Annotated in this window: 12 protein-coding genes and 1 pseudogene; 6 read left to right on the forward strand and 7 right to left on the reverse strand. The window is 66.3% G+C overall.

What is annotated here, in order from left to right:
• Positions 1–361 precede the first annotated feature (361 nt).
• Positions 362–1,321 carry an alpha/beta hydrolase gene (locus EF294_RS14460; protein ID WP_123931302.1) on the reverse strand — a complete coding sequence of 320 codons (960 nt, stop codon included), beginning with the start codon at positions 1,319–1,321 and terminating at the stop codon, positions 362–364.
• Between the two features lie 367 nt (positions 1,322–1,688).
• Here EF294_RS14460 and EF294_RS14465 point away from each other — a divergent pair, with 367 nt between their 5' ends.
• The 5 genes from EF294_RS14465 (at position 1,689) to EF294_RS14490 (ending at position 8,758) form a co-directional block, all read left to right on the forward strand.
• Complete coding sequence (locus EF294_RS14465) at positions 1,689–3,350, forward strand: FAD-binding dehydrogenase (RefSeq protein WP_123931304.1); 1,662 nt, start codon at positions 1,689–1,691, stop codon at positions 3,348–3,350.
• A gap of 123 nt (positions 3,351–3,473) precedes the next feature.
• A complete protein-coding gene (locus EF294_RS14470; protein WP_123931306.1) occupies positions 3,474–3,848 on the forward strand; it encodes a PLDc N-terminal domain-containing protein in 375 nt (124 codons plus the stop codon).
• A gap of 628 nt (positions 3,849–4,476) precedes the next feature.
• The gene (locus EF294_RS14480) at positions 4,477–6,210 is read left to right on the forward strand and encodes an ABC transporter ATP-binding protein (protein WP_123931308.1); all 1,734 of its coding nucleotides are present in this window, start codon (positions 4,477–4,479) and stop codon (positions 6,208–6,210) included.
• Complete coding sequence (locus EF294_RS14485; protein ID WP_123931310.1) at positions 6,207–8,147, forward strand: ABC transporter ATP-binding protein; 1,941 nt, start codon at positions 6,207–6,209, stop codon at positions 8,145–8,147. Before EF294_RS14480 ends, EF294_RS14485 begins: the two co-directional genes overlap by 4 nt.
• 155 nt (positions 8,148–8,302) lie before the next feature.
• Positions 8,303–8,758 (forward strand): hypothetical protein, encoded by a 456-nt coding sequence (locus EF294_RS14490; protein WP_123931312.1) that lies wholly within the window; start codon positions 8,303–8,305, stop codon positions 8,756–8,758.
• Between the two features lie 40 nt (positions 8,759–8,798).
• Here the strand turns inward: EF294_RS14490 and EF294_RS14495 are convergent.
• From EF294_RS14495 to rnhA, 6 genes and pseudogenes are all read right to left on the reverse strand, one after another.
• Positions 8,799–9,430 (reverse strand): annotated as a pseudogene (locus tag EF294_RS14495) (hypothetical protein).
• A 167-nt stretch (positions 9,431–9,597) separates the two neighbouring features.
• Positions 9,598–10,389, reverse strand: coding sequence for an SDR family oxidoreductase (locus tag EF294_RS14500; RefSeq protein ID WP_123931314.1), 792 nt, complete (start codon positions 10,387–10,389; stop codon positions 9,598–9,600).
• 85 nt (positions 10,390–10,474) lie between these two features.
• Positions 10,475–11,455, reverse strand: a complete 981-nt coding sequence (locus EF294_RS14505) for an aldo/keto reductase (protein WP_123931316.1) — start codon at positions 11,453–11,455, stop codon at positions 10,475–10,477.
• Complete coding sequence (locus tag EF294_RS14510) at positions 11,452–11,919, reverse strand: MerR family transcriptional regulator (protein ID WP_123931318.1); 468 nt, start codon at positions 11,917–11,919, stop codon at positions 11,452–11,454. Before EF294_RS14510 ends, EF294_RS14505 begins: the two co-directional genes overlap by 4 nt.
• Positions 11,920–12,018: 99 nt before the next feature.
• A complete protein-coding gene (locus EF294_RS14515) occupies positions 12,019–12,933 on the reverse strand; it encodes a D-isomer specific 2-hydroxyacid dehydrogenase family protein (protein ID WP_123931320.1) in 915 nt (304 codons plus the stop codon).
• Complete coding sequence (rnhA, locus tag EF294_RS14520) at positions 12,930–13,409, reverse strand: ribonuclease HI (protein ID WP_123931322.1); 480 nt, start codon at positions 13,407–13,409, stop codon at positions 12,930–12,932. Before rnhA ends, EF294_RS14515 begins: the two co-directional genes overlap by 4 nt.
• Before the next feature lie 54 nt (positions 13,410–13,463).
• Here rnhA and EF294_RS14525 point away from each other — a divergent pair, with 54 nt between their 5' ends.
• Positions 13,464–14,240: a methyltransferase domain-containing protein gene (locus EF294_RS14525; protein ID WP_123931324.1), complete on the forward strand. Its 777-nt coding sequence runs from the start codon at positions 13,464–13,466 to the stop codon at positions 14,238–14,240.
• Positions 14,241–14,244 lie beyond the last annotated feature (4 nt).

Here is a 14,244-nt window from a genome sequence, read left to right on the forward strand (position 1 = left end):
CGTCGTGGCGGGTCTGTCGTGGCGGGCGATCCGACTGAACCTCTGCCGAGATGAGTGGGCGAGCATATGCGGCGCCTCCGGGTGCACCGGGTTGCGCCCTGGGCGGCGCAGTCGCCGCAGTGCTGATCCTCCACGTCGGTCGCCGCACGGCAGCGTCGCGCACGTGCTCTCCCCGACACGGGCGCCGCACCTGGCCGCCACCTCGGGGCAGCCGGGCACGCGCACGTACCCGGTCCGCCGACCGATGTAGATCGCCGCAGACCCGTCGCAACGAACAACGAGGGCCGGTGATCAATGATCACCGGCCCTCGTTCGTGTTCAACGGAAACCCTCCCGGGGCGCCCGAATCCTGATCAGTTGATCAGAAGAACGCCGGGGCGAAGGTGGTACGCCAGGACTGTTTGAAATCGCTCTGCCAGTAGGTCCACCAGTGATCGCCGTCCGGGGTGATGTTGGTGGTGAGGTGGATCGGCAGTGTTTGCAGGCGGGCGATGTAGATCCGGCTGCTGGTCGACGCCGCCACCTCAAGCGGGACCATCTGGGCGAAGTGCACCGGATTGAAGTTCGCGCTGCCCGGCGTGATCGACGAGTCGTACTTGCTGCCCATGCCGGAGCCTGACGAGACGTAGACGTAATGACCGGAGAGGTTGCCCGCCGAGAGGAACGGGTCGTTCTGGAACCACTCGCCGGCCGGGTAGATGCCCCACATGTTGTTGGGGTCGCCGCCCATCGTCGAGACCGAGGCCTGGATGCCCTGGGTGAAACCGGGCATGGTCACCGTCGGGTAGCCGCTGTAGGACGCCACGGCCTTGTAGAAGCCCGGGTGACGCGACGCCAGGTTCAGCGCGGAGGTGCCCGACATCGACAAGCCGGCGATGCCGTTGCGACGGTTGTCGCTGTTGTGCTGCTTGGCCATGTAGGCGGGCAGTTCGCGAGTCAGGAACGTTTCCCACTTATTGATGCCCAGCTTCGGGTCGGGACGCTCCCAGTTGGTGTAGAAGCTGCCGCCACCGCCGAACGGGATCACGACATTGGTGCCCTTACCGCCCATCCAGCGGGCCACGTCGGTGTTGATCAGCCAGCCGCTGCTGTTATTGGGCGCACGCAGACCGTCGAGCAGATAGAGGGTCGGCTTGGGTCCTCCGCCTCCTCCGTCAACGATGCACACGGGCACGGAGCGGTGCATGGCGGCGGAGTAGACGTTCTCCACTCCACAGCCGTTGGCAGCATGGGCGGCTGGCGCGGCAACCGTGGTGACACCGGCAAGGGCGGCAACGGCCACCATTCCCGCCACCAGGCGCTTACGGGCGCGAGTCAGCATATGTTGTCAATCCTTACGATCGTGACCCGAGCGGGCTCGTTCACATGGGTGGTGCGGGGTGGTGGCGGCTCTCCGCCCGGGACGATCCCCGTCGCGGCCGATAGTAACGGCCCCATAACACCGCGGCAAAGGCGTTCGAGGGGCCACCACCCACTGCGACAGATGCTGCCAGGCTCGGGTGATGGCCGTCACCTGCGCCAATCACGGTTGAACGTCGACTTGATCACATCGGAGAAGGAATCCCGAGATGCGGTCCGAAATGTCCTGAGAGTCCTCAAAGAGTTGTCGGTGAATGCCTGATGTCCCGCACCGGTGCCGATCAGGTGTCGAGCGCATTAGTGTCGGTATCGACTCTCAGGGAGGTCCAGTGACTCAGCAGCAGGCCGACGCCATCGTCGTCGGTGCCGGTTTGGCCGGACTTGTCGCCACCTACGAACTCACCCGTGCCGGACGCACGGTGATCGTCGTCGATCAGGAGAACCGCAACAATCTCGGCGGGCAGGCGTTCTGGTCGTTGGGTGGGCTGTTCCTCGTCGACACCCCCGAGCAACGGCGTCTCGGTATTCACGACTCCGCCGAGTTGGCGCTGCAGGACTGGATGGGCTCGGCCGGCTTCGACCGCGACGACGAAGACTACTGGCCGCGGCAGTGGGCCCGCGCCTACGTCGACTTCGCCGCGACCGAGAAGCGGCAGTACCTGCACGACCTCGGCCTGCGGGCACCGCTGGTGGGATGGGCCGAGCGCGGCGGCGGATTCGCCGATGGCCACGGCAACTCGGTACCGCGATTCCATCTGACGTGGGGCACCGGCCCGGAGGTGGTGCGAATATTCGCCGAGCCGGTGCTCGACGCCGAGCGGCGCGGTCTGGTCGAGTTCCGTTTCCGCCATCGCGTCGACGATCTCGTCGTTGACGACGGTATGGCGGTCGGGGTCAGGGGCGCCCTGCTCGAGCCCACCGACCTCGAGCGAGGGAAGGCGTCGAGCCGCGAGGTGGTCGGCGACTTCGAGATCCGCGCCGGCGCCGTCGTGCTCACCACCGGCGGGATTGGCCACAACCATGACCTGATCCGCAAGAACTGGCCGGTGGAGCGACTCGGGCCGGCGCCGAAGACGATGATCGCCGGCGTGCCCGCCCACGTGGACGGCCGGATGCTCGGCATCGCCGAGGACGCGGGTGCGAGTCTGGTGAATCGCGACCGAATGTGGCACTACACCGAAGGCATCATCAATTGGGACCCGATTTGGCCCAACCACGCCATCCGGATCATTCCCGGACCCTCGTCGATCTGGCTCGACGCCAACGGCGACCGGCTGGCCCCGCCGAACTTCCCCGGCTTTGATACCAACTCGACAATGAAGGCGATCCTCGCGACCGGTCACGACTACTCGTGGTTCATACTCACGCAGTCGATCATCGAGAAGGAGTTCATGCTCTCGGGCTCCGAGCAGAATCCGGATCTGACGCGCAAGGATCTCAAGTTTGCCGCCAAGAGTCGTCTGGCCAAGGGTGCCCCGGGACCGGTGGCCGCGTTCGTCGAACACGGTGAGGATTTCGTCGTCGCCGACAACCTCGCCGAACTCGTGCACGGGATGAACAAGATCACCCGCGGCCCACAGGTGGATCTACAAAAGGTCGAACGCATCATCTCCGCTCGTGACGCCGACGTCGACAACAAGTTCTCCAAGGACGCGCAGCTCATGGCCATCACCAACGCGCGACAGTATCTCGGCGACAAAGCGGCCCGGGTGGCCAAACCGCACAAGATCCTCGACCCCGAGCACGGCCCACTGATCGCGGTGCGGCTGAACATCTTGACCCGCAAGACGCTCGGCGGACTCGAGACCAACCTCGACTCGGCGGTCATGCGTCCCGACGGTTCGGTCTTCGAGGGCCTCTACGCCGCAGGCGAGGTTGCCGGTTTCGGCGGTGGCGGCGTCCACGGCTACAACGCGCTCGAGGGCACCTTCCTCGGCGGATGCATCTTCTCCGGCCGGGTCGCGGGCCGGGCGATCGCACGCCGGAGGTAACCGGGCCCCGGGGACGCCGGGGTCGGCGGGATTGCGCCACGTTCACTCTTGTGAATATCCTTGTCTCCTATTCGACATTTGACGCGAGGGGTGCCCTGCGCCGACGACGATCCGGGGGGTTCGATGCCATATCTGGGACTGTTCACATTGCTTGTACTGATCGCCGCGCTCGTGGACATCATCAGCACCGACGACGCCCTGGTGCGGGGGTTGCCGAAGGTCGCCTGGGTGTTGCTGGTCATCGTCCTTCCGCTTGTCGGTGCGCTGGTGTGGATCGGCTGGGGCCGTCCGATGTCGTCGGATCGGCCACGGCGCGCGAACAGCGGCGCCGCCGCGGACTTCCCCGAGTACGACAGGCCGGGGCGCTACGTGCCAGCAGATCCCGAGGCAGATCGCGCCTTCCTGCAAAGCCTGCGTGATCGCGCTGAGGAACAGCGGCGGATCGCCCGCGAACAAGAACGCCGCGCACGTGGGGCCGACGGCGGAACCGACACCTGATAATCGGTGAAAATGGTTGCCTGTTATCACCTTTCGCAGGGTCACCTCAGCAACCACAACCATCCGGGCAGTCGGATAGGGCAGACGACGTGCCGGTGCCGCAGACGATCGTGGCACGCAAAACAGCACACGCCCGAATCCTGGCGACGACGATCACCGAGGGCGGTGGGTCCGGTTCTCGTGAGCCGGTACACACCGCGCCGGCCACCCCGGTCGATCTGCTCTGCACATTGAGGCCGATCGGGCCGAACTGTGTTACCAACTCAGCAGACTGGCCATGAACGATCTCGGCGACACGATCGCCGTCGGCGACGAAGACCCGGGCACTCGCCGGCGGCAGTTACGTCGCCATCCGGCCCCACCCTCTCCCCCCTAGCGCCACTCAAAGACGTCCGCGACTACCTCGAGGCGTTCCGTCATGCGCTCTCGACACTCCCGCTCGCCGTCGTCGACGGCCCAAAGTCGATGGCGTGTCCGCCGAGGTCTACAACCTGATCAACGAGAACTCCCACCACAGCCATCCGGTCGGTCAGCACAACGGCAATCCCTCTGAGACCGATGTAGCACCACCGGCAAACCGTTCGCCGAGAGAACGTCACGTTGCTACCGTCGATCACGTGATCGCCCCATGCTGACCCGTCTGATCCGGACCTACCTGTCCCGCTACCCAGCGCACATCACCGCGGTGATCCTGCTGCAACTCGTGGCGACGGTGGCCATGCTGTATCTGCCGACGCTCAACGCCGACATCATCGACAAGGGCGTCGCCACGGGCGATACCGGCTACATCCTGCGGATCGGCGCATGGATGCTGGCGGTGACCGTCGTCCAGATCGTGTGCACGCTGATCGCCCAGTACTTCGGTGCGCGAGCCGCACTCGGCGCCGGCCGCGACATCCGCCACGATCTGCTACACCGCGTCAACTCGTTCTCCGCGCGCGAGGTCGGCACCTTCGGCGCACCGTCGCTGATCACCCGCACCACCAACGACGTGCAGCAGGTGCAACTCCTGCTCGTGATGAGCACCGCCATCTTGGTGATGGCACCGATCATGTGTATCGGCGGCATCGTCATGGGCGTCCGTGTGGCGCCGGGATTGTCGTGGGTGCTGCTGATTGCCGTGCCGATCCTCGGCATCACGATGGGCTTCATCATCGCCCGGATGATCCCCGGCTTCCGCGCCATGCAGGAGCGCCTCGACGCCATCAACCGCATCATGCGTGAGCAGATCACCGGCATCCGCGTGGTCCGGGCGTTCGTGCGCGAACGCCATGAGATGCAACGGTTCTCCGTCGCCAACGACGCGTTGAGCGACGCGTCCTTGCGGGTGGGCCGGATGATGGCCCTGATGTTCCCATCGGTCACCGTGATCACCAATGTGACGATTGTCGCGATCATCTGGTTCGGCGGTCACGCGGTCTCGGACGGCAGCGCCCAAATCGGGGCACTGACGGCGATGATGAGTTATGTCATGCAGATCATGATGTCGGTGATGATGGCGTCGTTTCTGGCGATGATGGCGCCGCGCGCCGCGGTGTGCGCCGAACGCATCTGCAAGGTCCTCGACACCGAGACGTCGGTCGTACCGTCGAAAAACCCGCTCGGGTTCACCGGTGATCGGGCCTCCGTCGAGTTCGACGCCGCACAGTTCCGGTATCCGGGAGCCGACGAGAACGTGTTGTCCGACATCACCTTCGACGTGCGACCGGGTACCACCACCGCCGTCGTCGGGTCCACCGGCTCGGGCAAGACCACGCTGCTCGGCCTGGTCCCCCGACTCATCGACGTCACCGAGGGCGCGGTGCGTGTCGGCGGCACCGACGTCCGCGAGCTCGATCCCGACGAGTTGCGGTCGGTGATCGGGCTCGTTCCACAACGGCCCTACCTGTTCTCCGGGACGGTGGCCACCAACATCCGGCACGGCAAACCCGACGCCACCGACGAGGAGGTCTGGGCGGCACTGGAGATCGCGCAGGCAACCGATTTCGTCTCCGCAATGCCCCAGCAACTCGACACCCCGATCGCGCAGGGCGGTACCACCGTCTCAGGTGGACAGCGCCAGCGTCTGGCGATAGCGCGGGCACTGGTCCGGCGGCCGTCGGTCTATCTGTTCGACGACTCGTTCTCCGCACTCGACCTGACCACCGACGCGAAACTGCGTGCCGCCCTGCGGCCCGCGACCGCCGATGCCGCGGTGATCATCGTGGCCCAACGCATCTCGACCATCGTCGACGCCGACCAGATCGTCGTCCTCGACCGCGGCCACGTCGTCGGTCTCGGTACCCACGACGAGTTGCTCACCTCCTGCGAGACCTACACCGAGATCGCGCGTTCGCAGCTGTCGATCGGAGAACCCGCATGACCCGCCCCGCAGGCGGCCCGGGTCCCGGCCGTGGCCCGATGGCCGCAGGTCCCGTCCTGGAGAAGCCCAAGTCGTTCAGCGCGTCGATGAAACGTCTTGTGCGCCTGCTGATGGCCTATCGGTGGCGCATGGCTACGGTGCTGAGCGCCATCGTCGGGTCGGTGATCCTCCTCGCGGCGGCACCACGCATTCTCGGGCACGCCACCGATCTCATCTTCGACGGTGCGATCGGCAAGGCGTTGCCGTCGGGAATCACCAAGGAACAAGCCGTCGAGGGCTTGCGTGCGCGCGGGCAGGGCACCTTCGCCGACATGGTCTCTGCGATGAACCTGACCCCGGGCGTCGGGATCGACTTCACCACCGTCGCTCAGACGCTGCTGATCGTACTGATCTGTTACGTGGCATCATCGCTGTTGTCGTGGTTGGCGTTCCGGATACTCAATGTCATCGTGGTCAACACGGTGCGTGAGTTGCGCGCACAAATCGAGCAGAAGGTGCATCGCCTTCCGCTGCGCTACTACGACACCACCCCACGCGGTGACCTGCTGAGCCGGGTGACCAACGACCTCGACAACCTGTCACAGGGCTTGCAGCAGACCATTTCCCAGTTCGTGAACTCGGTGCTGACGGTCATCGCCCTGCTGGTGGTGATGATCTGGATCTCGCCGCTGCTGGCGCTGATCGCGGTGGTGACGGTTCCGCTGGCTGTGGCCGCAACCACGCTCATCGCCCGAAGGTCCAAGCCGCACTTCATCTCCCAGTGGTCCTCGACCGGGAAGCTCAACTCCCAGATCGAGGAGGCGTTCACCGGGCACGAACTGGTCAAGGTGTTCGGTCGGCAACGCGAGGTCGAGCACACCTTCGACGAGCGAAACGAGAGGCTCTACCAGTCGAGTTGGCGGGCGCAGTTCATCTCGGGCATGGTCATGCCGACCATCATGTTCCTGGGCAACCTCAATTACGTGGCCGTCGCGGTGGTCGGCGGCCTGCGGGTGGCGTCGGGATCACTGAGTCTCGGCGAGGTACAGGCCTTCATCCAGTACTCGCGACAGTTCACCCAGCCACTCACCCAGATCGGCTCGATGATCAACCTGATGCAGAGCAGCGTCGCCTCGGCCGAGCGGATCTTCGAGATCCTCGACGCGCAGGAACAGACCCCCGACCCGGCGCAGCCACTTCGCCCGGCGCAGGACCAGGGCCGTATCGAGTTCACCGACGTCGCGTTCCGCTATCTGCCGGACAAGCCCCTGATCGAGGACCTGTCACTGGTGGCGAGCCCGGGGCACATGGTCGCGATCGTCGGACCCACCGGTGCAGGCAAGACGACGCTGGTGAATCTCATCATGCGGTTCTACGACGTCGACTCCGGTCAGATCCTGCTCGACGGCGCGGAGACCCGTGCGATGACGCGCGACGATCTGCGTGAACGCACCGGGATGGTGCTACAGGATTCGTGGCTCTTCGGCGGGACGATCTATGACAACATCGCCTACGGCGACCCCACCGCCAGCCGCGAAGAGGTCATGGCCGCGGCCGTGACCAGCCACGTCGACCACTTCGTCCGCACCCTGCCCGATGGCTACGACACCGTCCTCGACGACGAGGGTGGCGGCGTGAGTGCCGGTGAGCGACAGCTCATCACGATCGCGCGTGCCTTCCTCGCCCGACCGACGATCCTGATCCTCGACGAAGCAACCAGCTCGGTGGACACCCGCACCGAGTTGCTGATTCAGCAAGCCATGGCCAACCTGCGGGCCGATCGCACGAGTTTCGTGATCGCCCATCGCCTTTCGACGATCCGCGACGCCGACACCATCATTGTCATGGAGGACGGGCACATCGTCGAGCAGGGCGATCATGCTGAGCTACTGGCCGCGCAGGGCGCCTACTGTCGCCTCTACCGCAGCCAGTTCGCGGGTGCGCTGGACACCGACTGATCGCCGACCAGCCACCCGGCACCGGCCACCGGCCACCGGCCACCGGCCAGAAAATTGCCAGCGCCTCTACAGTCGGCTACCAACAAGCCCCAGTACAACTGGATCATCAGCGCCGCAACGGATGCGGCGATTCAAAAGTCCGAGATGGGGTTTTCATGAAGAGTCGTCTGATGACCATGGGTATCGGTGGGGCCGCGGTGCTCGCCGCGGCGTTGACCGGGTGTTCGTCGACGGAGAACTCCTCGACACAGGCCAACTCCGCCGCGTCGGCGTCGGCGTCCTCGTCCGCCTCGACGTCCTCGTCTGGCTCGACCGGGACCACCACCGAGATGGCGGCATTCGAGAAGTGCATGGCCAACAACGGCGTCACGATGCCCGCCCACAACGGGCGGCCCGGAGACATGGCCCCGCCGTCGGGCGCCCCGGCCGGGCAGCCCTCGGGCGCACCAGGACAGGCGCCCGCGGGCGGTTCGGGCGGTTCAGGAAACACCGCATCGCAGCAGCAGCACACCATGAGCGCGCCGCCGGGGGTCGATGAGACCACCTGGACCAAAGCGTTGGCCGCGTGCAAGTCACTGGCACCGACCCGTCAGGCACAGCCGAGCTCGTGACCGATGTGCCGCGGGGCCCATCTCGGGCCCCGCGGCACGGTCAGGATTGGCCTCGCTCCCATTCGGCTGCGATGCCGCGTTCGAGGTGTTCAACGGCGGGCATAGGCACGACAATGAGGCCGTCGAGCTCGGCCACGCCTGACGATAGGCGGCCTGCCGCTCGGCCGGCGTGGCTGCGGCGTCCGCGGTGACGAAGATGAGTGCACTTGCGCGGGAATGGGATTCACGCTCAATCGAGAAGACAATTGTGTGCGGCGTCGTGCCTCATGCTCGACGGCATCAAATGACGCAGCATAGACACCCACCGCGCGCGGTACTCGGTGAAGGTTTCCGGATCGACGGTTTCAGCGGGCGTGGGTCGCTCGTCGTCGGCGCGCACCTCGGCGTGATGAAAGGCCAAAGGCCGCAGCGGTTCACGCATGTCGAAGAGCAGGGGATACTGGATCATCGTCGCGAGGTCGAGTCCGTAGGCGAACCATTTCTCGTTGATCTCGTCGAGTCGTTGGATAACCGTGGTCACCTGGACATCGTCGGCACGGGACTACGCAATTCCTCGGACTGCGCCCTCACCTCGATACGTCCGAGTTCGATCTTGTCGCGTCTGCGCTTCTCGTTGTATCGGGCGACGTGGTTGACACAGCCGCCAACGATGCCGCCGACCGGGAAGATCAGCCACCATTACTCACCCGCGAAGTGGAGCAATTGGTCCACGTCACGACCTTTCCCGGCGATCGCCGTGAATAGATGAGTGAATGGCCGACAACCGCCGGAACGCCGTCGGCGTCCGGAGTGTGGCTTGCGGTCTCGCGCAATGGCCTGAAATGACGAGCGGACCTGCCTTACAGATCCGGGATCGGCAGGTCGAGGTTGGGTGTGACGATGCCGCCATCGACCTCGATGATCTTGCCCGTCAGGTACGCACCGGCGGGCGAGGCGAGATACACCGCGGCCGCGGCGACGTCGGCGGGGTCGCCGAGTCGGTGCAGGGGCGTGGCACCCTCGATGGTGGTGCGCATCGTCTCGTCGGCGGCGACGATATCGAGGGCCGAGGTGAGGATCGCTCCGGGCGCGATGCCGTTGACGCGGATGCGCGGATTGAGGTCCATCGCCGCGAGCCGGGTGTAGTGGGCCAGCGCGGCCTTCGCCGTGCCGTAAGCGGCATAGGCGCGGCCCGGTGTGCGACCCACCGCCGAGGTGATGTTGATGATCGAGCCACCGTCGGGGTTGGCCAACAGGTGCGGCACCGCTGCCCGCACCAGCGCGTGCGCGCCGGTCACGTTGAACGTGAACGCATCGGTGAGATGGTGGGGTTTGGTGTCGAGCAGCGGCCGTGGCAGCGCCCCGCCGACGTTGTTGACCACGGTGTCGAGGCGGCCGAACTCGTCGATCGCCGCCTGTGCCAGCGCGGCGACGGTGTCGGGGTCGGCGAGATCGGCGGCCACGACGTGCGCCCGGCGTCCCCGCGCGGCCACCTCGTCGGCGACGGTGTCGAGCTGCTCGGCGGTGCGCGCGCTGATTAGCACGTCGGCGCCCGCCTCGGCGAAGCCGATGGCGATCGCCGCGCCGAGTCCGCGGCCCGCGCCGGTGACGATGGCAACGGTATCGGTCATCCGGAACCTGTCGAGTATCACGACTCGACAATGCCACAGAAATAGAACGTGTTCTAGCGATTGGCGGAGCGGGTGATGTTGTACCCCTACCTTCTCGCCCGCTCGATCAGGCCGAGGCCCCGGCCACCCAACTCATGTCGGGATAACGTTCTCCCGCCGGTCGCAACGCCGAAAGTCGCTCGAGTTGCTCGGCGGTGAGCGTGACCGACAGCGCGCCGATGTTCTCGTCGAGGTAGGTGCGACGCTTGGTACCCGGGATCGGGACGACGTCGTCACCCTGGGCGAACAGCCAGGCCAGCGCGACCTGCCCGGCCGTCGCGTCGACTTCGCTTGCGACGGATACGATCTCGTCGACAAGTGCCAGATTGTGGTCGAGGTTCTCGGCCTGCCAGCGCGGCAACGTCGCGCGGAAGTCACCCGCGCCGGGTGCGGCGGCGGCGGCCGATCCGGTGAGCATGCCGCGACCGAGCGGGCTGTAGGGCACCACGGTCACACCGAGTTCACGTGCCGCCGGTACGTCGGAGGTCTCGACGTCGCGGCTGAACAGCGACCACTCCGATTGCAGCGCTGCGATCGGATGCACGGCCGACGCCCGCCGGAGGGTGTCGGCGCCCGCCTCACTGAGGCCGAGTTCGCGGACCTTGCCCGCAGCCACCAGGTCGGCCATCGCGCCGACGGTCTCCTCGATCGGCCGGGTCGGGTCCACTCGGTGCAGGTAGTAGAGGTCGATGACGTCGACACCCAGGCGTTGCAGCGACGCGTCGACACAGCGTCGGACGTAGTCGGGGGAGCCGTCGACACCGCTGGGCAATCCGGTGTCGGGATCGGTGAGAATCCCGAACTTGGTGGCGAGGACGATCTCGTCGCGGCGGTCGGCGAGCACCGTCGACAGCAGCTTCTCGTTGGCGCCGCCGCCGTACATGTCGGCGGTGTCGAGCAGGGTGATCCCGGTGTCGAGAGCGTGGTGCAGGGTGGCGAGTGCTTCGTCCTGATCGGCCGGGCCGTAGGCGAAACTCATTCCCATACAGCCCAATCCGATACCGGAAACCTCGAGGGAGCCGATGCGGCGGGGAGAGCGGGGGGTCATGGTTGGGTCCTTCCTCCGTAGGTGGCGATCTTGTAGTCGGTGGCCGCGAGGGACAGCGTCAGTTCGGCGATCTGCCTGCGGATGGTGTCGCGGTGTTCGAGCAGCATGTCGAGGCGTTCGTCGACAGTCTCCTCCCCAGCGTCGACGAGCTCGACGTAGTGTTGGAGATCTCGGATTGCCATGCCGGACAACCGCATGCGGGTCAAGAAGACGAGCCTGCGCATCGCGTCGGCGTCGTAGATCCGGTTGCCCACGGCGTCGCGGGGGACTTCGACGAGCCCGATGCGCTCGTAGTAGCGCAAGGTGTGCGGCGAGGTGTCGAGCGCCTCGGCGGCCTGCGCGACGCTCATCGGTTCGGCGATCTCGTCGAGGCCAACGAGGGAGTGGATCACCTCCACCGACAGCGGTCCATCGAGGCCGCCGAGCGCATCGAGCGCCTTGCGCATCAGGTGTTCTGTGCTCATGGCAGCAACGCTAGGCCTTTGAGCGCGCTCGAAGGCAAGACCGGGACCCCGGCGTTCTTCCCTACTTTTCCGCAGCTACCTTTTCGTCGGCCCGGCGACTCAGTAGTCGCGGTCGGCCGACACCGTGGAGATCAACTCCGCCCCGGCGACGAACCGCCGGAGGTTCTCGGCCACCCACGGCGCGAGTTCCCGCGTCAGCCCCGACGACGGGTTCGCGATGTGCGGGGTGATGATGCAGTTGGGCAGCGACCACAGCGGGTCGTCGGCGGCCGGCGGCTCCGGATCGGTGACATCGAGTGCGGCACCGGCGATCTCACCACCACGCAGTGCCCAATACAGGGCGTGTTGATCAACGAGGGGCCCACGGGCGACGTTGACGATCCAGCAGTGCGCCGGCAGCGCGGCCAGGCTCTCGGCGTTGATCAGGTGGTGGGTTTCCGGCGTCGACGGCGCCGCGAGCACGACGTGGTCGGTGCGGCGCCACACCTCGTCCATCCGCGACGACGGCAGCGTCTCGTCGGAACCCTCGACCGGTCGGCCCGACCGGTTGACCGCGAGCACCCGCGCGCCACCGGCCTTGAGTCGCGGCGTCAGCGACACACCGATTCCGCCCGCGCCCACGATCGCCACCGTCGCACCCCGCAACGTGCGCACCGCAGTGTCAATGGGTTCTTTGTCCCAGTGATCGCGAATCGACGTGTGGATCTGTCGCAGTCCGGTGAGCAGCAGCGCCAGCGCATGCTCGGCGACGTTTTCGGCGTAGAAGCCCGACGCGTTGGTCCAGGTCCGCTTGTCGTCGAGTACCCCGGCGTTGACGAATCCTTCGATCCCGGCCGTCTTGAGCGCCACCCACTCGACGGCGTCGGGCAGCGCGGGGAAGCCGTCGGGGTCGCCGAGCCAGACCAGCACCCGCGCCTGGTCGAGTCCGACGAGTTCTCCGCCCGCCTCCTCGACGGCGGCGACGACGTGTTCGTCACGGGTCGGTTCGACGGCGACCGGCACCCGCGTGGTCATGAGCGCACCTGCGCGATCTCGCGGGCCGCCGAGGTCGCGAGGCGGTCGGCGATCTCGTTGTAGTGATCACCGTTGTGGCCCTTGACCCAGCGCCACTCCACCTGGTGCCGCTTCTCCTCGTCGATCAGGCGCTTCCACAGGTCGGCGTTCTTCACCGGCTTCTTGTCGGCGGTCTTCCAGCCGTTGCGCTGCCAGCCGGCGACCCATTTCATGATGCCGTTGCGCACGTAACTGGAGTCGGTGTAAAGGATCACCGTCGACGGCCGCGTGAGCGCCGCGAGACCCTCGATCGCCGCCTGCAACTCCATCTTGTTGTTGGTGGTGTCGGGCGCCGAGCCGGAGATCTCCTTCTCGGTGCCCTTGTAGCGCAACACCGCTCCCCATCCACCGGGACCCGGATTGCCCAGGCAGGCGCCATCGGTGGAGATCTCCACGACGTCGTCGGAGCCGGGGGTCGTGTCAGGATCGTTCGCCATTCCTCCGAGATTACGAGACACGCAGGCCCGGAAGGAAACGACTAGGGTGGAGATATGCCTGTCTGGGATCCGACGCGCTACCTCCAGTTCTCCGACGCCCGCTCGCGACCATTTCTCGACCTCATCGCGCGCGTCCCGATCGAGCCCGCCAGGATCATCGACCTCGGCTGCGGGCCCGGCCACCTCACCCGCCATCTACGCGCACGCTGGCCCGACGCACACATTCTCGGTATCGATTCGTCGGCGGAGATGATCGACGAGGCGCTGCGCTCCAATTCCGATCCCGACGCCAACTACGACGTCCACGACGTCACCACGTGGAAGCCGTACGAGCCGGTCGACCTGATCGTTTCCAACGCGATGTTCCAATGGGTCCCCGACCAGTTCTCGGTGATCGGCGACCTCCTCGACCATCTCACGCCGGGCGGCGCCTTCGCGGTGCAGGTGCCGAACAACGCGAGTTCGGCCACCCACACCTTGCTCGACGAACTCTCCCGCGAGGAGCCTTACGCCGAGCACCTGCACGATGTGCGGCGGCTGCCGACCACCGGTCCGCAGGAGTACCTCGAGTTCTTCGCCGACCGCGGCTACTCCGTCGACGCCTGGGAGACGACCTACCTGCACGTCCTCGACGGCGAGGACCCGGTGTTCGAGTGGATTTCCGGGACCGGCGCGCGTCCGTTCCTGCAAGGTCTGCCCGACGACCTCGTCGACGGCTTCTCCGACGAGTACAAGGCGCGTCTGCGTGCGGCGTTCCCGTCGCGGCCCTGGGGGACGCCGCTGCCGTTCCGGCGGACCTTCGCCGTCGCCACCCCACAACCGCACATCTGAACTG

Source organism: Gordonia oryzae, from assembly GCF_003797185.1.
GTDB lineage: Bacteria > Actinomycetota > Actinomycetes > Mycobacteriales > Mycobacteriaceae > Gordonia > Gordonia oryzae.